This window comes from Burkholderia ubonensis (assembly GCF_001718695.1).
GTDB lineage: Bacteria > Pseudomonadota > Gammaproteobacteria > Burkholderiales > Burkholderiaceae > Burkholderia > Burkholderia ubonensis_B.
This window is the reverse complement of record NZ_CP013420.1, coordinates 2,174,033-2,192,055: the sequence shown is the minus strand read 5'-3', so window position 1 is coordinate 2,192,055 and position 18,023 is coordinate 2,174,033. Positions and strand designations below refer to the sequence as shown.

At 61.5% G+C, this 18,023-nt stretch carries 27 protein-coding genes; all 27 read left to right on the top strand.

What is annotated here, in order from left to right:
- Positions 1-167: 167 nt before the first annotated feature.
- The 27 genes from recQ (at position 168) to secY (ending at position 18,021) form a co-directional block, all read left to right on the top strand.
- Positions 168-2,015, top strand: a complete 1,848-nt coding sequence (gene recQ, locus WJ35_RS10080) for a DNA helicase RecQ (protein WP_060234176.1) — start codon at positions 168-170, stop codon at positions 2,013-2,015.
- 217 nt (positions 2,016-2,232) lie between these two features.
- Entirely contained in the window at positions 2,233-2,613 is a 381-nt protein-coding gene (gene rpsL, locus WJ35_RS10075; RefSeq protein ID WP_006400662.1) for a 30S ribosomal protein S12, read from the top strand.
- A 173-nt stretch (positions 2,614-2,786) separates the two neighbouring features.
- Complete coding sequence (gene rpsG / locus WJ35_RS10070) at positions 2,787-3,257, top strand: 30S ribosomal protein S7 (RefSeq protein WP_004198359.1); 471 nt, start codon at positions 2,787-2,789, stop codon at positions 3,255-3,257.
- 122 nt (positions 3,258-3,379) lie between these two features.
- Positions 3,380-5,482 (top strand): elongation factor G, encoded by a 2,103-nt coding sequence (fusA, locus tag WJ35_RS10065; protein ID WP_042582907.1) that lies wholly within the window; start codon positions 3,380-3,382, stop codon positions 5,480-5,482.
- A gap of 41 nt (positions 5,483-5,523) precedes the next feature.
- A complete protein-coding gene (tuf, locus tag WJ35_RS10060) occupies positions 5,524-6,714 on the top strand; it encodes an elongation factor Tu (protein ID WP_060234174.1) in 1,191 nt (396 codons plus the stop codon).
- Between the two features lie 282 nt (positions 6,715-6,996).
- A complete protein-coding gene (gene rpsJ / locus WJ35_RS10055; RefSeq protein WP_004199280.1) occupies positions 6,997-7,308 on the top strand; it encodes a 30S ribosomal protein S10 in 312 nt (103 codons plus the stop codon).
- A 177-nt stretch (positions 7,309-7,485) separates the two neighbouring features.
- Positions 7,486-8,136: a 50S ribosomal protein L3 gene (gene rplC, locus WJ35_RS10050; RefSeq protein WP_009687192.1), complete on the top strand. Its 651-nt coding sequence runs from the start codon at positions 7,486-7,488 to the stop codon at positions 8,134-8,136.
- Entirely contained in the window at positions 8,136-8,756 is a 621-nt protein-coding gene (gene rplD, locus WJ35_RS10045; protein WP_010092946.1) for a 50S ribosomal protein L4, read from the top strand. Before rplC ends, rplD begins: the two co-directional genes overlap by 1 nt.
- A complete protein-coding gene (gene rplW, locus WJ35_RS10040) occupies positions 8,753-9,067 on the top strand; it encodes a 50S ribosomal protein L23 (RefSeq protein ID WP_009687194.1) in 315 nt (104 codons plus the stop codon). The genes rplD and rplW overlap by 4 nt, the downstream gene beginning before the upstream one ends.
- A 2-nt stretch (positions 9,068-9,069) precedes the next feature.
- A complete protein-coding gene (rplB, locus tag WJ35_RS10035) occupies positions 9,070-9,897 on the top strand; it encodes a 50S ribosomal protein L2 (protein WP_009687195.1) in 828 nt (275 codons plus the stop codon).
- Between the two features lie 10 nt (positions 9,898-9,907).
- On the top strand, positions 9,908-10,183 hold the full coding sequence (gene rpsS / locus WJ35_RS10030; RefSeq protein WP_004199273.1) for a 30S ribosomal protein S19: 276 nt from the start codon (positions 9,908-9,910) through the stop codon (positions 10,181-10,183).
- A 12-nt stretch (positions 10,184-10,195) separates the two neighbouring features.
- Entirely contained in the window at positions 10,196-10,525 is a 330-nt protein-coding gene (gene rplV / locus WJ35_RS10025) for a 50S ribosomal protein L22 (protein ID WP_004199272.1), read from the top strand.
- A gap of 11 nt (positions 10,526-10,536) precedes the next feature.
- Positions 10,537-11,337, top strand: a complete 801-nt coding sequence (gene rpsC / locus WJ35_RS10020) for a 30S ribosomal protein S3 (RefSeq protein ID WP_010092944.1) — start codon at positions 10,537-10,539, stop codon at positions 11,335-11,337.
- Between the two features lie 2 nt (positions 11,338-11,339).
- The gene (gene rplP, locus WJ35_RS10015; protein ID WP_006765417.1) at positions 11,340-11,756 is read left to right on the top strand and encodes a 50S ribosomal protein L16; all 417 of its coding nucleotides are present in this window, start codon (positions 11,340-11,342) and stop codon (positions 11,754-11,756) included.
- A gap of 9 nt (positions 11,757-11,765) precedes the next feature.
- A complete protein-coding gene (rpmC, locus tag WJ35_RS10010; RefSeq protein WP_006400652.1) occupies positions 11,766-11,960 on the top strand; it encodes a 50S ribosomal protein L29 in 195 nt (64 codons plus the stop codon).
- The gene (gene rpsQ / locus WJ35_RS10005) at positions 11,957-12,229 is read left to right on the top strand and encodes a 30S ribosomal protein S17 (RefSeq protein ID WP_006752928.1); all 273 of its coding nucleotides are present in this window, start codon (positions 11,957-11,959) and stop codon (positions 12,227-12,229) included. The genes rpmC and rpsQ overlap by 4 nt, the downstream gene beginning before the upstream one ends.
- A gap of 311 nt (positions 12,230-12,540) precedes the next feature.
- Positions 12,541-12,909 carry a 50S ribosomal protein L14 gene (gene rplN, locus WJ35_RS10000; protein ID WP_004197951.1) on the top strand — a complete coding sequence of 123 codons (369 nt, stop codon included), beginning with the start codon at positions 12,541-12,543 and terminating at the stop codon, positions 12,907-12,909.
- A gap of 9 nt (positions 12,910-12,918) precedes the next feature.
- On the top strand, positions 12,919-13,227 hold the full coding sequence (rplX, locus tag WJ35_RS09995; protein WP_010092943.1) for a 50S ribosomal protein L24: 309 nt from the start codon (positions 12,919-12,921) through the stop codon (positions 13,225-13,227).
- A 16-nt stretch (positions 13,228-13,243) separates the two neighbouring features.
- Positions 13,244-13,783, top strand: coding sequence for a 50S ribosomal protein L5 (rplE, locus tag WJ35_RS09990; RefSeq protein ID WP_006482882.1), 540 nt, complete (start codon positions 13,244-13,246; stop codon positions 13,781-13,783).
- Between the two features lie 7 nt (positions 13,784-13,790).
- Positions 13,791-14,096 (top strand): 30S ribosomal protein S14, encoded by a 306-nt coding sequence (gene rpsN, locus WJ35_RS09985; protein WP_006400648.1) that lies wholly within the window; start codon positions 13,791-13,793, stop codon positions 14,094-14,096.
- 14 nt (positions 14,097-14,110) lie between these two features.
- Positions 14,111-14,506 (top strand): 30S ribosomal protein S8, encoded by a 396-nt coding sequence (gene rpsH, locus WJ35_RS09980; RefSeq protein WP_006400647.1) that lies wholly within the window; start codon positions 14,111-14,113, stop codon positions 14,504-14,506.
- A gap of 18 nt (positions 14,507-14,524) precedes the next feature.
- A complete protein-coding gene (rplF, locus tag WJ35_RS09975) occupies positions 14,525-15,055 on the top strand; it encodes a 50S ribosomal protein L6 (RefSeq protein ID WP_010092942.1) in 531 nt (176 codons plus the stop codon).
- A gap of 12 nt (positions 15,056-15,067) precedes the next feature.
- On the top strand, positions 15,068-15,433 hold the full coding sequence (gene rplR, locus WJ35_RS09970; protein ID WP_006400645.1) for a 50S ribosomal protein L18: 366 nt from the start codon (positions 15,068-15,070) through the stop codon (positions 15,431-15,433).
- Positions 15,434-15,447: 14 nt separating this feature from the next.
- Positions 15,448-15,966, top strand: a complete 519-nt coding sequence (rpsE, locus tag WJ35_RS09965) for a 30S ribosomal protein S5 (protein WP_010092941.1) — start codon at positions 15,448-15,450, stop codon at positions 15,964-15,966.
- Between the two features lie 15 nt (positions 15,967-15,981).
- Entirely contained in the window at positions 15,982-16,164 is a 183-nt protein-coding gene (gene rpmD, locus WJ35_RS09960) for a 50S ribosomal protein L30 (RefSeq protein WP_006400644.1), read from the top strand.
- A gap of 28 nt (positions 16,165-16,192) precedes the next feature.
- Positions 16,193-16,627 (top strand): 50S ribosomal protein L15, encoded by a 435-nt coding sequence (gene rplO / locus WJ35_RS09955; protein WP_006482880.1) that lies wholly within the window; start codon positions 16,193-16,195, stop codon positions 16,625-16,627.
- 44 nt (positions 16,628-16,671) lie between these two features.
- Positions 16,672-18,021: a preprotein translocase subunit SecY gene (gene secY, locus WJ35_RS09950; protein WP_010092940.1), complete on the top strand. Its 1,350-nt coding sequence runs from the start codon at positions 16,672-16,674 to the stop codon at positions 18,019-18,021.
- The last annotated feature ends 2 nt before the right edge of the window (positions 18,022-18,023 follow it).

Sequence of the window (18,023 nt, the reverse complement as noted above, 5' to 3'; positions counted from 1 at the left end):
TTTCGCCGTCGTTCACGCGCATGACGGGCTTGCGAGGGCGCCTGCCGCAGGCCCGTCATGCGCGCGAACGGAACCCGTCCGGATGGCCAACGTTGCGCGATTCGCCGCGCGGCCCGCGAGCGGGTTGTTAAAATCCCGGTCATCGTTTGCCGTCCTCGTTCTCATTCATGTCCCGCGCCCTCGAAATTCTCGACGAAGTCTTTGGTTATTCCGCGTTTCGCGGCCAGCAGGGCGAGATCGTCGAGCACGTCGCCGGCGGCGGCGATTGCCTCGTGCTGATGCCGACGGGCGGCGGCAAGTCGCTGTGCTATCAGATTCCCGCGCTGCTGCGCCGCGAGGCCGGGCAGGGCGCGGGCATCGTCGTGTCGCCGCTGATCGCGCTGATGCAGGACCAGGTCGCCGCGCTTTCCGAAGTCGGCGTGCGCGCGGCCTACCTGAACTCGACGCTGTCCGGCGCGGAAGCCGCGGCCACCGAGCGCGCACTGCGCGACGGCGACATCGACCTGCTGTACGTCGCGCCCGAGCGGCTGATGACCGGGCGCTTCCTCGACCTGCTCGACCGCGCGAAGATCGGCCTGTTCGCGATCGACGAAGCGCACTGCGTGTCGCAATGGGGGCACGATTTCCGCCCCGAATATATCCAGCTGTCGGTGCTGCACGAGCGCTTTCCGTCGGTGCCGCGCATCGCGCTGACGGCCACCGCCGACGCGATCACGCGCGACGAGATCGTCCATCGCCTCGCGCTCGACGATGCGCGCGTGTTCGTGTCGAGCTTCGACCGGCCGAACATCCGCTACCGGATCGTCGAAAAGGACAACGCGCGCGCGCAGCTGCTCGACTTCATCCGCGCCGAGCATACGAACGCCGACGGCACGACCGACGCCGGCGTCGTGTACTGCCTGTCGCGGCGCAAGGTCGAGGAAACGGCCGAATGGCTGAAGTCGCAGGGCGTGCGCGCGCTGCCGTATCACGCGGGGATGGAATTCGAGGTGCGCCAGAAGCACCAGGAGATGTTCCAGCGCGAAGAGGGCATCGTGATGTGCGCGACGATCGCGTTCGGGATGGGCATCGACAAGCCGGACGTGCGCTTCGTCGCCCACCTCGACCTGCCGAAGAGCGTCGAGGGCTATTACCAGGAAACCGGCCGTGCGGGCCGCGACGGCCTGCCTGCGAACGCATGGATGGCATACGGCCTCGGCGACGTCGTCCAGCAGCGCAAGATGATCGACGAGTCCGATGCGGACGACGCGCACAAGCGCGTGCAGACGTCGAAGCTCGACGCGCTGCTCGGCCTGTGCGAGACGATCTCGTGCCGCCGCGTGCGTCTGCTGAACTATTTCGGAGAGACCAGCCAGCCGTGCGGCAACTGCGATACGTGCATCGAGCCGCCCGACTCGTGGGACGCGACGCGCGAGGCGCAGATGGCGCTGTCGTGCGTGTTTCGCGCGCAGCGCGCGAGCGGCTTCAACTTCGGCGCGAGCCACCTGATCGAGATCCTGCGCGGCAGCCGCAACGAGAAGATCCTGCAGCGCGGCCACGACACGCTCAGCACGTTCGGAATCGGCGCGTCGCTGTCCGAGCCGGAATGGCGGGCGATCTTCCGGCAGCTCGTCGCGTACGGCTACCTGGCCGTCGATCACGGCGGCTTCGGCGCGCTGGTGCTGACCGAAGCCGCGAAGCCGGTGCTGAAGGGCGAGGAAAAGGTCACGCTGCGGCGCTACGTGAAGCCGCAGCGCACGCGCCAGTCGTCGAGCCGCAGCGGTACGCGCGTCGACCCGACGACCGGCATGAGCACGCGCGAACGCGCGCGCTGGGACGCGCTGCGCGCGTGGCGCGCGGAGACGGCCAAGGCCGACGGCGTGCCGGCCTATGTGATCTTCCACGACGCGACCCTGGCCGAGATCGCGCGCAACGCGCCGGAGTCGATCGACGATCTGCGTCATATTCCGGGCATGGGTATCCGCAAGCTCGAGCGTTTCGGCGACGAGATCATCGACGTCGTCGAATCCGCCTGACGAGACCGTTTCCTGACCCCGGCGGCGCGGCCGGAAAACACGCAAGCCGTTGACTTGCTTGGTATTTCCGGAATATGATGTTAGGTTCCGGTTCTTGGTGGGACGGGTCGCGTGCGAAAGTTCGTGCCCGTTTTCCGGATCCGGAGGTCAATCGCACGTCGATTCTCGCTTTGCCCGAAATCGATGTGCGGATTTTGTTCAATTTCAGGAATAAACAATGCCAACCATCAACCAACTGGTTCGCAAAGGCCGTCAGTCGGAAACGACGAAGAGCAAGAGCCCGGCCCTGCAGGACTGCCCCCAGCGTCGCGGCGTGTGCACCCGTGTGTACACGACGACGCCGAAGAAGCCGAACTCGGCACTCCGTAAGGTCGCCAAGGTTCGTCTGACGAACGGCTTCGAAGTGATTTCGTACATCGGCGGTGAAGGCCACAACCTGCAGGAGCACTCGGTTGTGCTGATCCGCGGCGGCCGTGTGAAGGACTTGCCGGGTGTGCGTTACCACATGGTTCGCGGCTCGCTGGATACCCAGGGCGTCAAGGACCGTAAGCAGGCGCGCTCGAAGTACGGCGCGAAGCGTGCGAAGGCTGCGAAGTAAGCAGTGTTCGATTAGGGATCGCCTCTGGGCGGTCAAGGCGGTGGTGCCGGATTGCCGGTGCTGTCGAGTAAGTGGTCACCCGGCCAAGCTGGTTAGTCGTGAAGATGTGATCGGGTTAGTTGGTGGCCGCGGGGCTGAGAAACAGCTCCAACTGAACAGGTAAAGGAAGAAACATGCCGCGTCGTCGCGAAGTCCCCAAGCGGGAAGTGTTGCCGGATCCGAAGTACGGCAACGTAGATGTAGCCAAGTTCATGAACATGCTGATGCTGTCCGGCAAGAAGTCGGTCGCTGAACGCATCGTTTATGGCGCATTCGAACAAATCCAGACCAAGGGTGGCAAGGACCCGCTGGAAGTGTTCACGGTTGCGCTCAACAACGTGAAGCCGGTGGTCGAAGTGAAGAGCCGTCGCGTTGGTGGTGCCAACTATCAGGTTCCGGTCGAAGTGCGCCCGTCGCGTCGTATGGCATTGGCGATGCGCTGGTTGCGTGAGGCTGCGAAGAAGCGCAGCGAGAAGTCGATGGCTCTGCGTCTTGCTGGCGAACTGTCCGAAGCGGCCGAAGGCCGTGGCGGCGCGATGAAGAAGCGCGATGAGGTTCACCGCATGGCGGAAGCCAACCGCGCATTCTCGCATTTCCGTTTCTAAGCGCCAGGCTGGGCTTTTAGCGGAAAAAATTCCGGGCGGGTGCGCTTTTCAAGCGCCTCGCCCGTTTGTGTTGAGGCGTGATGCGACAGGGTCGCATCACGCCAACCCAGTAGAGGATCAAAGTGGCTCGCAAGACTCCCATCGAGCGCTACCGCAACATCGGTATTAGCGCTCACATCGACGCCGGCAAGACGACGACGACCGAGCGCATTCTGTTTTACACCGGCGTGAACCACAAGATTGGTGAAGTTCACGACGGTGCAGCAACGATGGACTGGATGGAGCAGGAGCAGGAGCGTGGCATCACGATCACGTCCGCTGCTACCACGGCCTTCTGGAAGGGCATGGGCGGCAACTATCCGGAACACCGCATCAACATCATCGACACCCCGGGTCACGTCGACTTCACGATCGAAGTCGAGCGTTCGATGCGCGTGCTCGACGGCGCGTGCATGGTGTACTGCGCAGTGGGCGGCGTGCAGCCGCAGTCGGAAACGGTGTGGCGCCAGGCGAACAAGTACAAGGTGCCGCGTCTCGCGTTCGTCAACAAGATGGACCGTACCGGCGCGAACTTCTTCAAGGTCTACGACCAGCTCCGTCTGCGCCTGAAGGCGAACCCGGTTCCGGTCGTGGTGCCGATCGGCGCGGAAGAGAACTTCAAGGGCGTCGTCGATCTGCTGAAGATGAAGGCGATCATTTGGGACGAAGCGTCGCAAGGCACGAAGTTCGACTACGTCGACATCCCGGCCGAGCTCGCCGACACCTGCAACGAATGGCGTGAAAAGATGGTCGAAGCGGCTGCGGAAGCCAGCGAAGACCTGATGAACAAGTACCTGGAAGAAGGCGATCTGCCGGAAGCCGACATCGTCAAGGCGCTGCGCGACCGTACGATCGCATGCGAAATCCAGCCGATGCTGTGCGGTACCGCGTTCAAGAACAAGGGCGTGCAGCGCATGCTCGACGCCGTGATCGACTTCCTGCCGTCGCCGGTCGACATCCCGCCGGTCAAGGGCGAGTTGGAGAGCGGTGAAGAAGCCGAGCGCAAGGCGTCCGACGAAGAGAAGTTCTCGTCGCTCGCGTTCAAGATCATGACCGACCCGTTCGTCGGCCAGCTGATCTTCTTCCGCGTGTATTCGGGCGTCGTCAACTCGGGCGATACGCTGCTGAACTCGACCAAGGGCAAGAAGGAGCGCCTCGGCCGTATTCTGCAGATGCATGCGAACCAGCGTGAAGAAATCAAGGAAGTCCGTGCAGGCGACATCGCTGCTGCGGTCGGCCTGAAGGAAGCGACCACGGGCGACACGCTGTGCGATCCGGCACACCCGATCGTGCTCGAGCGCATGGTGTTCCCGGAGCCGGTGATTTCGCAGGCTGTCGAGCCGAAGACCAAGGCTGACCAGGAAAAGATGGGCCTCGCGCTGAACCGTCTCGCGCAGGAAGATCCGTCGTTCCGCGTGCAGACCGACGAAGAGTCGGGCCAGACCATCATTTCGGGCATGGGCGAGCTCCACCTCGAAATTCTGGTCGACCGGATGAAGCGTGAATTCGGCGTGGAAGCGACCGTCGGCAAGCCGCAGGTTGCGTACCGCGAAACGATCCGCTCGACGGCGAAGGACGTCGACGGCAAGTTCGTCAAGCAGTCGGGTGGTCGCGGCCAGTACGGTCACGCGGTCATCACGCTCGAGCCGAACGAGCAGGGCAAGGGCTACGAGTTCTTCGACGAGATCAAGGGTGGTGTGATTCCGCGCGAATACATCCCGGCGGTCGACAAGGGTATCCAGGACACGCTGAAGTCGGGCGTGCTGGCAGGCTTCCCGGTCGTCGACGTGAAGGTCCACCTGACGTTCGGTTCGTACCACGACGTCGACTCGAACGAAAACGCGTTCCGCATGGCCGGTTCGATGGCGTTCAAGGAAGCGATGCGCAAGGCGAACCCGGTCGTGCTCGAGCCGATGATGGCTGTCGAAGTCGAGACGCCGGAAGACTACATGGGCAACGTGATGGGCGACCTGTCGGGCCGTCGCGGTATCGTCCAGGGCATGGAAGACATGGTCGGCGGCGGCAAGATCGTCCGTGCGGAAGTGCCGCTGTCGGAAATGTTCGGCTATTCGACGTCGCTGCGCTCGCTGACGCAAGGCCGTGCAACGTACACGATGGAGTTCAAGCACTACGCCGAAGCTCCGAAGAACGTTGCCGACGCGATCATCAGCGCGAAGTCGAAGTAAGCTGCATCTACCAACCGATTATTTTTTGAAAGAAGAGAATCATGGCAAAAGAGAAGTTTGAGCGGACCAAGCCGCACGTGAACGTTGGTACGATTGGTCACGTTGACCACGGCAAGACGACGCTGACGGCGGCGATCACGACCGTGCTGACGAAGAAGTTCGGCGGCGAGGCGAAGGCATACGACCAGATCGACGCGGCGCCGGAAGAAAAGGCGCGCGGCATCACGATCAACACCGCGCACGTCGAGTACGAAACGGCGAACCGCCACTACGCGCACGTCGACTGCCCGGGCCACGCCGACTACGTGAAGAACATGATCACGGGCGCGGCGCAGATGGACGGCGCAATCCTGGTGTGCTCGGCAGCAGACGGCCCGATGCCGCAAACGCGTGAGCACATCCTGCTGGCGCGTCAGGTTGGCGTTCCGTACATCATCGTGTTCCTGAACAAGTGCGACATGGTGGACGACGCTGAACTGCTCGAGCTGGTCGAGATGGAAGTTCGCGAGCTGCTGTCGAAGTACGACTTCCCGGGCGACGACACGCCGATCGTGAAGGGTTCGGCGAAGCTGGCGCTGGAAGGCGACACGGGCGAGTTGGGCGAAGTGGCGATCATGAACCTGGCCGACGCGCTGGACACGTACATCCCGACGCCGGAGCGCGCGGTTGACGGTTCGTTCCTGATGCCGGTGGAAGACGTGTTCTCGATCTCGGGCCGCGGTACGGTGGTGACGGGTCGTGTCGAGCGCGGCATTGTGAAGGTCGGCGAGGAAATCGAAATCGTCGGTATCAAGCCGACGGTGAAGACGACCTGCACGGGCGTGGAAATGTTCCGCAAGCTGCTGGACCAGGGTCAGGCAGGCGACAACGTCGGTATCCTGCTGCGCGGCACGAAGCGTGAAGACGTGGAGCGCGGCCAGGTTCTGGCGAAGCCGGGTTCGATCACGCCGCACACGCACTTCACGGCTGAAGTGTACGTGCTGAGCAAGGACGAAGGCGGCCGTCACACGCCGTTCTTCAACAACTACCGTCCGCAGTTCTACTTCCGTACGACGGACGTGACGGGCTCGATCGAGCTGCCGAAGGACAAGGAAATGGTGATGCCGGGCGACAACGTGTCGATCACGGTGAAGCTGATTGCGCCGATCGCGATGGAAGAAGGTCTGCGCTTCGCAATCCGCGAAGGCGGCCGCACCGTCGGTGCAGGCGTCGTCGCCAAGATCATCGAGTAATATCGGCGATCCGCGGGCCCTTCACGGGCTCGCGCGTCACGGCAGCTGTCGTGCCGTCGAAACCGGGTGTCCAGTTTGATCTGGCGCCCGGTTTTTTTGTGGTGCACGCAGCGCGGTATTGACAAATGCGCGCCACCGCTTTGATTTTTCGTGTAGAATCGCGGGCTTAGCAGTGGAAGTACCGTTCGGGACGTGTCGCCTCGCTCCCCGCAGGCAACAGGTCTCGCGTTCTTTTCGTGATCCGGCGATGCAATATCGCCTCGCTCTTTTCAAGGAATCGTCATGCAGCAACAGAAAATCCGCATTCGTCTGAAGGCTTTCGACTATCGTCTGATCGATCAATCGGCTGCCGAAATCGTCGACACGGCGAAGCGGACTGGCGCAATCGTCCGTGGCCCGGTGCCGCTGCCGACGCGCATTCAGCGTTTTGACATCCTGCGTTCGCCGCACGTCAACAAGACGTCGCGCGACCAGCTCGAAATCCGTACCCACCAGCGCCTGATGGACATCGTCGATCCGACCGACAAGACGGTCGACGCGCTGATGAAGCTCGACCTGCCGGCAGGCGTCGACGTGGAAATCAAGCTGCAGTAAGGCTTTCAGCGCCGCCCGGCCTGCCGGGCGGCGCTAAGTCTTTGATTGCTTGCAGAAAACGAATGGCCCGGCTATAATGCTTGGCTTTTCGCGTATTCGCGTAAAAAAGTCGGGCCTTGCGTGCCCGGCATTTTGTAAATCAGCCCCGACCAATCGCAGTCGGGAATGGAGAAAACGATGAGCCTTGGACTCGTAGGTCGCAAGGTTGGTATGACCCGTATCTTCACGGCTGAAGGGGATTCGATTCCCGTCACCGTGCTGGACGTGTCGGACAACCGCGTGACGCAGATCAAGACTGTTGAAACCGACGGCTACACGGCCGTGCAGGTTGCATTCGGCTCCCGTCGTGCATCGCGCGTGACGAAGCCGCTGGCAGGTCATCTCGCCAAAGCCGGTGTCGAAGCCGGTGAAATCCTCAAGGAATTCCGCATCGATGCGGCCAAGGCAGCCGAGCTGTCGAACGGCGCCATCGTCGGTCCGGACCTGTTCGAAGTGGGCCAGAAGGTCGACGTGCAGGGCGTGTCGATCGGTAAGGGCTACGCCGGTACCATCAAGCGTTACAACTTCGGTTCGGGTCGTGCATCCCACGGTAACTCGCGCTCGCACAACGTGCCGGGCTCGATCGGTATGGCGCAGGATCCGGGTCGCGTGTTCCCGGGCAAGCGCATGACGGGTCACATGGGTGACGTGACGGTGACGGTGCAGAACCTCGAAATCGCTCGTATCGACGCAGAGCGCAAGCTGCTGCTGGTCAAGGGCGCGATTCCGGGTGCGAAGGGCGGCAAGGTTTTCGTGACGCCGGCCGTGAAGACCAAGGGGGCGAAATAATGGAACTCAAGCTCCTGAACGCAAATGGTCAGGAAGGTGCGGTGGTTAACGCGTCGGACGTCGTGTTCGGCCGTGACTACAACGAAGCGCTGATCCACCAAGTTGTCGTCGCTTACCAGGCGAACGCTCGCCAGGGTAACCGCGCGCAGAAGGACCGTGAGCAGGTCAAGCACACGACCAAGAAGCCGTGGCGCCAGAAGGGTACGGGCCGTGCTCGTGCCGGTATGTCGTCGAGCCCGCTGTGGCGTGGCGGTGGTCGTATCTTCCCGAACTCGCCGGAAGAAAACTTCTCGCACAAGGTCAACAAGAAGATGCATCGCGCAGGCCTCTGCTCGATCTTCTCGCAGCTGGCCCGCGAAGGCCGTCTGTCGGTCGTCGAGGACATCGTTCTCGAAGCGCCGAAGACCAAGCTGCTGGCCGACAAGTTCAAGGCCATGGGCCTCGAATCCGTGTTGATCATCACCGACACGGTCGACGAAAACCTGTACCTGGCTTCGCGCAACCTGCCGCACGTGGCAGTTGTCGAGCCGCGCTACGCTGACCCGCTGTCGCTGATCTACTTCAAGAAAGTGCTGGTCACGAAGGCTGCGGTCGCCCAGATCGAGGAGTTGCTGTCATGAGCGAGATTCGCAAGAACGATCATCGTTTGATGCAGGTCCTGCTCGCACCGGTGATCTCCGAAAAGGCGACGCTGGTTGCCGACAAGAACGAGCAAGTCGTGTTCGAAGTCGCACCGGATGCCACGAAGCAGGAAGTGAAGGCGGCTGTCGAGCTGCTGTTCAAGGTTGAAGTTGATTCCGTCAACGTGCTGGTTCAGAAGGGCAAGCAAAAGCGCTTCGGCCGTTCGATGGGCCGCCGCAAGGACGTGAAGAAGGCATATGTGTGCCTGAAGCCCGGCCAGGAAATCAACTTTGAAGCGGAGGCCAACTAACCATGGCAATCGTCAAAGTCAAGCCGACATCGCCGGGTCGCCGCGCGATGGTCAAGATCGTCAACAAGGATCTGCACAAGGGCAAGCCGCACGCTGCGCTGCTCGACACGCAGAGCTCGAAGGCCGGTCGCAACAACAACGGTCGCATCACGACGCGTCACCAGGGTGGTGGTCACAAGCAGCACTACCGCGTGATCGATTTCCGTCGCACGAAGGACGGCATTCCGGCGAAGGTCGAGCGTCTCGAGTATGACCCGAACCGCAGCGCGAACATCGCGCTGGTGCTGTACGCAGACGGCGAGCGCCGCTACATCATCGCGCCGAAGGGCGTGACGGTTGGCCAGCAGCTGATGTCGGGCTCGGAAGCGCCGATCCGCGCAGGCAACACGCTGCCGATCCGCAACATTCCGGTCGGTACGACGATCCACTGCATCGAAATGCTGCCGGGCAAGGGCGCGCAAATGGCGCGTTCGGCCGGCACGTCGGCAATGCTGCTCGCACGTGAAGGCGTGTACGCGCAGGTTCGTCTGCGTTCGGGCGAAATCCGCCGCGTGCACATCGAGTGCCGTGCGACGATCGGTGAAGTCGGCAACGAAGAGCACAGCCTGCGCCAGATCGGCAAGGCCGGTGCAAACCGCTGGCGCGGTATCCGCCCGACGGTGCGTGGCGTGGCAATGAACCCGATCGACCACCCGCACGGTGGTGGTGAAGGCCGTACTGCTGCGGGCCGCGACCCGGTGAGCCCGTGGGGCACGCCGACGAAGGGCTTCCGTACGCGTCGCAACAAGCGCACGACGACGATGATCGTCCAGCGCCGTCACAAGCGTTAAGGAGTAGGCAATGGCACGTTCTGTTAAAAAAGGTCCGTTCTGCGACGCCCATTTGCTGAAGAAAGTTGAGGCGGCTGCAGCTTCGCGCGACAAGAAGCCGATCAAGACCTGGTCGCGTCGCTCGACGATCCTCCCGGATTTCATCGGTCTGACGATCGCCGTTCACAACGGCCGTCAACACGTTCCGGTGTACATCTCGGAAAACATGGTCGGCCACAAGCTTGGCGAGTTCGCACTGACCCGTACGTTCAAGGGTCACGCGGCCGACAAGAAGGCCAAGAAATAAGGGGCAATCAAGATGGAAGTGAAAGCAATTCATCGCGGTGCCCGCATCTCGGCGCAGAAGACGCGCCTTGTGGCTGACCAGATCCGCGGTTTGCCGGTCGACAAGGCGCTGAACGTTCTGACGTTCTCGCCGAAGAAGGCGGCTGGCATCGTGAAGAAGGTCGTGCTGTCGGCGATCGCGAATGCGGAGCACAACGAAGGCGCCGATATCGACGAGCTCAAGATCAAGAGCATCTACGTCGACAAGGCTGCGTCGCTCAAGCGGTTCACCGCGCGCGCAAAGGGCCGCGGCAACCGCATTGAGAAGCAATCCTGTCACATCACTGTGACGGTCGGGAATTAAGGGGTCATACGATGGGACAGAAAATTCATCCGACTGGCTTCCGTTTGGCCGTCAGCCGCAATTGGGCGTCGCGTTGGTACGCGAACAACAACAATTTCGCGGCGATGTTGAAGGAAGACATCGGTGTTCGTGAATACCTGAAGAAGAAGCTGAAGAACGCTTCGGTTGGTCGCGTCGTCATCGAGCGTCCGGCAAAGAACGCGCGCATCACGATTTTCAGCTCGCGTCCGGGTGTCGTCATCGGCAAGAAGGGCGAGGATATCGAACTGCTGAAGACGGAACTGCAACGCCGCATGGGCGTTCCGGTTCACGTCAACATCGAAGAGATCCGCAAGCCGGAAACCGATGCGCAACTGATCGCTGACTCGATCACGCAACAGCTCGAGCGCCGGATCATGTTCCGTCGCGCGATGAAGCGTGCGATGCAGAACGCGATGCGTCTGGGTGCCCAGGGCATCAAGATCATGAGCGCGGGCCGTCTGAACGGTATCGAAATCGCACGTACGGAGTGGTATCGCGAAGGTCGCGTGCCGCTTCACACGCTGCGTGCCGACATCGACTACGCGACTTCGGAAGCGAAGACGACCTACGGGATCATCGGCGTCAAGGTGTGGGTGTACAAGGGCGATACCCTTGGCCGCAACGACGCGCCGGTGGTGGAAGAAGTAGCCGAAGACAAGCGTCCGCGTCGCAATGCGCGCCCGGGCGACCGTCGTCCGCGCCGTGACGGCGAAGGCGGCGCTCCGGGTGCTCGCCGTGGCGCACCGCGCCGTGGCGCCGGCAAGCCGGAAGACGGCAAGACTGGAGAATAACGATGCTGCAACCGAAACGCAGGAAGTATCGCAAAGAGCAGAAGGGTCGTAACACCGGCAAGGCGACGCGCGGCAACGCGGTGTCGTTCGGTGAATTCGGCCTGAAGGCGATCGGTCGCGGCCGTTTGACCGCGCGTCAAATTGAAGCGGCGCGTCGTGCCATGACGCGTCACATCAAGCGTGGCGGCCGCATCTGGATTCGCATTTTCCCGGACAAGCCGATTTCGCAGAAGCCGGCCGAAGTACGTATGGGTAACGGTAAGGGTAACCCGGAGTACTACGTTGCCGAGATTCAGCCGGGCAAGATGCTGTATGAAATGGACGGCGTATCCGAAGAACTGGCACGCGAAGCGTTCCGTCTGGCTGCAGCGAAGCTGCCGCTGAAGACGGCGTTCATCGTTCGTCAGCTCGGCGCCTAAGGAGAAAACATGAAGGCTTCCGAACTTCTCCAGAAAGACCAGGCCGCGCTCAACAAGGAGCTGGCGGACCTGCTGAAGGCGCAATTCGGCCTGCGCATGCAACTCGCGACCCAGCAGCTCACGAACACGAGCCAGCTGAAGAAGGTTCGTCGCGACATCGCACGTGTGCGGACCGTCATGACTCAGAAGGCGAACCAGAAATGAACGATAGCGTGAAAACCTCGCTGAAGCGGACGCTGGTCGGTCGGGTCGTCAGCAACAAGATGGACAAGACCGTCACCGTGCTGATCGAGCACCGCGTCAAGCATCCGATCTACGGCAAGTATGTCGTGCGCTCGAAGAAGTACCACGCGCACGATGAAGCGAACACCTGCAACGAAGGCGATCTCGTCGAAATCCAGGAAACCCGTCCTGTTTCGAAGACGAAGGCCTGGACGGTGTCGCGCCTCGTCGAAGCAGCCCGCGTCATCTGAGCGGGTCGAGCGGTAGGGCAGTAACAGGCACTTCTCCACGAAGTGCTTGAAATCGCAAAGTTTTTGCTTGCGTGACCGGGATTATTTGTTATAATCCCGGTCTTCCCTCTTTATGGGAGCCCCGTCGCGGGCGAAGTTGGTGGGGGAAGCGGACGGGCGCCAGCCTGCTCCGAAAGATTCACCGAATTGCGATGGCGGGTTTCGTTTGCCGTCGCTGCTGTTCCAACCCAAGCAGCCGATTGGCTGACGGGACCAAGACTGACCGAATGCATCATGGTGGTGCATCCGGATTAAGTTGGGAAAGACAAACCATGATCCAGACCGAATCTCGGCTCGAAGTAGCCGACAACACGGGTGCGCGTGAAGTCATGTGCATCAAGGTGCTCGGCGGCTCGAAGCGTCGTTATGCCAGCATTGGCGACATCATCAAGGTGAGCGTCAAAGAGGCAACGCCGCGCGGGCGCGTGAAGAAAGGCGAAATCTACAACGCCGTGGTGGTCCGCACCGCCAAGGGCGTTCGCCGTCAAGACGGCTCGCTGATCAAGTTCGACGGCAACGCCGCTGTGCTTTTGAATAACAAGCTCGAGCCGATCGGCACCCGTATCTTCGGGCCGGTGACGCGTGAGCTGCGTAGCGAACGATTCATGAAGATCGTTTCGCTGGCGCCGGAAGTGCTGTAAGGAGTCGCGATGAACAAGATTCGCAAGGGTGACGAAGTCATCGTCATCGCAGGCAAGGACAAGGGCAAGCGCGGCGTCGTGCTGGCTGTCGGTGCCGAGCATGTGACGGTTGAAGGTATCAACCTCGTCAAGAAGCATGTGAAGCCCAACCCGATGAAGGGTACGACGGGCGGCGTGGAAGCGAAGACGATGCCCCTCCATATTTCGAACGTCGCACTGGTCGACGCGAATGGCAAGGCGTCGCGTGTTGGCATCAAGGTCGAGGAAGGCAAGAAGGTTCGCTTCCTGAAGACGACCGGTGCCGTACTGAGCGCCTGACGCAGCGGAGTAAAAAATGGCTCGTTTTCAAGAGTTTTACAAAGAAAAGGTTGTGCCCGGCCTGATCGAGAAGTTCGGTTACAAGTCGGTCATGGAAGTGCCGCGCATCACCAAGATCACGCTGAACATGGGTCTTGGCGAAGCGATCGCTGACAAGAAGATCATCGAGAACGCCGTTGGCGACCTCACGAAGATCGCTGGTCAGAAGCCGGTCGTGACGAAGGCGCGCAAGGCAATCGCAGGCTTCAAGATCCGCCAGGGCTACCCGATCGGCGCGATGGTGACGCTGCGTGGCCGCGCGATGTACGAATTCCTCGACCGTTTCGTGACCGTTGCCCTGCCCCGCGTGCGTGACTTCCGTGGTGTGTCGGGTCGTGCTTTCGATGGCCGCGGCAACTACAACATCGGTGTGAAAGAGCAGATCATTTTCCCCGAAATCGATTACGACAAGATCGACGCGCTGCGTGGGCTGAACATCAGCATCACGACGACTGCGAAGACCGACGACGAAGCAAAGGCTCTGCTCGCCAGCTTCAAGTTCCCGTTCAGAAACTGAGGTTACCGTGGCTAAACTGGCACTGATCGAACGTGAAAAGAAGCGCGCCCGCCTGGTCGCGAAGTTCGCAGCAAAGCGCGAAGCGCTGAAGGCGATCATCGAAGACCAAAGCAAGTCGGAAGAAGAGCGCTACGAAGCACGCCTGGAGCTGCAGCAACTGCCCCGCAACGCAAACCCGACCCGCCAGCGCAACCGCTGCGCGATTACGGGCCGTCCGCGTGGCACGTTCCGTAAATTCGGCCTCGCGCGCAACAAGATTCGTGAAATCGCATTCCGTGGCGAGATTCCTGGCCTGACCAAGGCGAGCTGGTAATAGGAGAAACATAAATGAGCATGAGTGATCCTATCGCCGATATGCTGACTCGCATCCGCAACGCGCAGATGGTCGAGAAGGTATCGGTCGCGATGCCCTCGTCGAAGGTCAAGGTTGCAATCGCACAAGTCCTCAAGGACGAAGGTTATATCGACGATTTCGCGGTGAAGACCGAAGGCGCGAAGGCAGAGTTGAACATCGCGCTGAAGTACTACGCTGGTCGTCCGGTCATCGAGCGCCTCGAGCGCGTGTCGAAGCCGGGCCTGCGCGTGTACCGCGGCCGTAACGAGATTCCGCAGGTCATGAATGGCCTCGGTGTTGCCATCGTGTCGACGCCGAAGGGCGTGATGACCGACCGCAAGGCGCGCGCTACGGGCGTCGGCGGCGAAGTCATCTGCTACGTCGCTTAAAGCCGAGGAGAGAGAAACATGTCTCGAGTAGGTAAGAGCCCGATCGCGCTGCAAGGCGCGGAAGTCAAGCTGGCCGACGGTGCGATCACCGTCAAGGGCCCGCTGGGCACCATCACGCAAGCGGTCAACCCGCTCGTGAACGTGGCGAACAACGACGGCACGCTGAACCTGTCGCCGGCGGACGAAAGCCGCGAAGCAAATGCACTGTCGGGCACGATGCGCGCGATCATCGCGAATGCCGTGCACGGCGTGACCAAGGGTTTCGAGCGCAAGCTGACGCTGGTTGGCGTCGGTTATCGTGCGCAAGCGCAAGGCGACAAGCTGAACCTGTCGCTGGGTTTCTCGCACCCGGTGGTGCACCAGATGCCGGAAGGCGTCAAGGCTGAAACCCCGACGCAAACCGAAATCGTGATCAAGGGGATCGACAAGCAGAAAGTCGGGCAAGTGGCAGCGGAAGTCCGCGGCTACCGTCCGCCGGAGCCCTACAAGGGCAAGGGCGTGCGCTATTCCGACGAGGTTGTGATCCTCAAAGAAACGAAGAAGAAGTAAGGGTGCGCAATCATGGATAAGACTCAATCTCGCCTGCGCCGCGCTCGCCAGACGCGTATCAAGATCGCTGAGCTGCAGGTCGCGCGTCTCGCCGTGCATCGCACGAATACGCACATCTACGCGCAAGTGTTCTCGCCGTGCGGCACCAAGGTGTTGGCAAGCGCGTCGACGCTCGAAGCCGAAGTGCGCGCTGAGCTCGCCGACAAGTCGGGCAAGGGCGGCAACGTTGCCGCTGCGACCCTGATCGGCAAGCGTATCGCCGAAAAGGCCAAGGCCGCCGGCATCGAATCCGTCGCCTTCGACCGCTCGGGCTTCCGCTACCACGGCCGCGTGAAGGCGCTGGCTGAGGCGGCTCGCGAAGCCGGGCTCAAGTTCTAAGGAAGGAATTCGTCATGGCAAAGATGCAAGCGAAAGTTCAGGCTGACGAGCGCGACGACGGCCTTCGTGAAAAGATGATTTCGGTCAACCGCGTGACCAAGGTCGTGAAGGGTGGCCGTATTCTCGGCTTCGCCGCACTGACCGTGGTCGGCGACGGCGATGGCCGCATCGGTATGGGCAAGGGCAAGGCGAAGGAAGTGCCGGTTGCCGTCCAGAAGGCAATGGAACAAGCTCGCCGCAACATGTTCAAGGTGCCGCTCAAGAACGGCACGCTGCAGCACGAAGTGCACGGCAAGCACGGCGCATCGGCAGTCCTCCTCGCTCCGGCGAAGGATGGTACTGGCGTGATCGCCGGCGGCCCGATGCGCGCAGTGTTCGACGTGATGGGCGTTCAAAACGTCGTGGCGAAGAGCCACGGTTCGACGAACCCGTACAACCTCGTCCGTGCGACGCTGGACGGCCTGCGCAAGCAGTCCACCCCGGCAGACATCGCGGCGAAGCGCGGCAAGTCCGTCGAAGAAATTTTGGGCTAAGCCCGGGTGGTCACCATGTCTGAAAAAACTGTCAAGGTTCAGCTCGTCAAGAGCCTGATCGGGACCCGCGAATCGCACCGCGCGACCGTGCGTGGCCTGGGCCTGCGCCGACTCAACTCGGTTAGCGAGCTGCAGGATACGCCGGCGGTCCGCGGCATGATCAACAAGGTCTCGTACCTGGTTAAGGTCATCGCGTAAGCGGCCGACTACGGATCAAGGAGTTGATATGGAATTGAATAACCTGAAGCCGGCCGCTGGCGCCAAGCACGCCAAGCGTCGCGTCGGCCGCGGCATCGGTTCGGGCCTCGGCAAGACGGCTGGCCGTGGTCACAAGGGTCAGAAATCGCGTTCGGGCGGCTTCCACAAGGTCGGCTTCGAAGGCGGTCAGATGCCGCTGCAACGTCGTCTGCCGAAGCGCGGCTTCACGTCGCTGACGAAGGAATTCGTCGGTGAAGTGCGCCTGGGCGACCTCGAGAAGCTGCCGGTCGACGAAATCGATCTGCTCGCACTGAAGCAAGCCGGCCTGGTCGGCGAGCTGACGAAGAGCGCAAAGATCATCGCCACCGGTGAACTGAAGCGCAAGATCGTCGTGAAGGGTCTCGGCGCCACCAAGGGTGCGCGCGCTGCGATCGAAGCGGCTGGCGGTTCGTTTGCCGAGTGACACGCCTAGCGCGTCGTCTCTAGCATTTGCATCGGAGAAAGTACTTGGCTAACAGCCCGAGTCTTGCAAAACCCGGTCGAAGCACGGCGAAATTCGGCGATCTGCGCCGGCGAGCGATGTTCCTGCTCCTGGCGTTGATCGTCTATCGCATCGGCGCGCACATCCCCGTGCCGGGCATCGATCCGGATCAACTGGCTAAGCTGTTCCAGAGCCAGGCGGGCGGCATCCTGGGCATGTTCAACATGTTCTCGGGTGGCGCGCTTTCCCGCTTCACGATCTTCGCGCTGGGGATCATGCCGTACATCTCGGCGTCGATCATCATGCAGCTGATGGCGATCGTCTCGCCGCAGCTCGAAGCGCTGAAGAAGGAAGGGCAGGCAGGGCAACGGAAGATCACGCAGTACACGCGGTATTTCACCGTGGTGCTCGCGACCTTCCAGGCGTTCGGTATCGCGGCCGCGCTGGAAAACCAGCCGGGCCTCGTCACCGACCCCGGCATGCTGTTCCGTCTGACGACGGTCGTGACGCTGGTAACCGGCACGATGTTCCTGATGTGGCTGGGTGAGCAGATCACCGAGCGAGGTCTGGGCAACGGTATCTCGATCATCATCTTCGGCGGGATCGCAGCAGGGTTCCCGAATGCCGTCGGTGGGTTGCTCGAGCTGGTGAAGACGGGTTCGATGGGGCCGTTCTCGGCGATCATCATTGTCGTTCTGATCGCCGCGGTGACTTACCTGGTCGTGTTCATCGAACGCGGTCAGCGCAAGATCCTCGTGAACTACGCGAAGCGCCAGGTCGGCAACAAGATCTACGGCGGGCAGTCGTCTCACCTGCCGCTGAAGCTGAACATGTCGGGCGTGATTCCGCCGATCTTCGCATCGTCGATCATCCTGTTCCCGGCAACCATCCTCGGCTGGTTCAGCACGGGTCAGCCGTCGGGAAGCTGGTTCTCCAACACGCTGCATAACGTGGCGGAGGCGCTGAAGCCGGGCCAGCCGGTCTATGTGCTGCTGTACACGCTGGCAATCGTGTTTTTCTGCTTCTTCTACACCGCACTGGTGTTCAACAGCAGGGAAACCGCGGACAACCTGAAGAAGAGCGGCGCGTTCGTGCCGGGCATCCGTCCGGGCGAGCAGACTGCACGATACATCGACCGCATCCTCACGCGTCTGACGCTGGCCGGTGCGATCTACATCGTCTTCGTGTGTCTGCTGCCGGAGTTTCTGGTGCTGCGCTGGAACGTGCCGTTTTATTTTGGTGGAACGTCGCTGCTGATCATTGTCGTCGTCACGATGGACTTCATGGCGCAGGTGCAGTCGTACGTTATGTCGCAACAGTATGAGTCGCTGCTCAAGAAGGCCAACTTCAAGGGCGGCAACATCCCAATGCGTTGAAA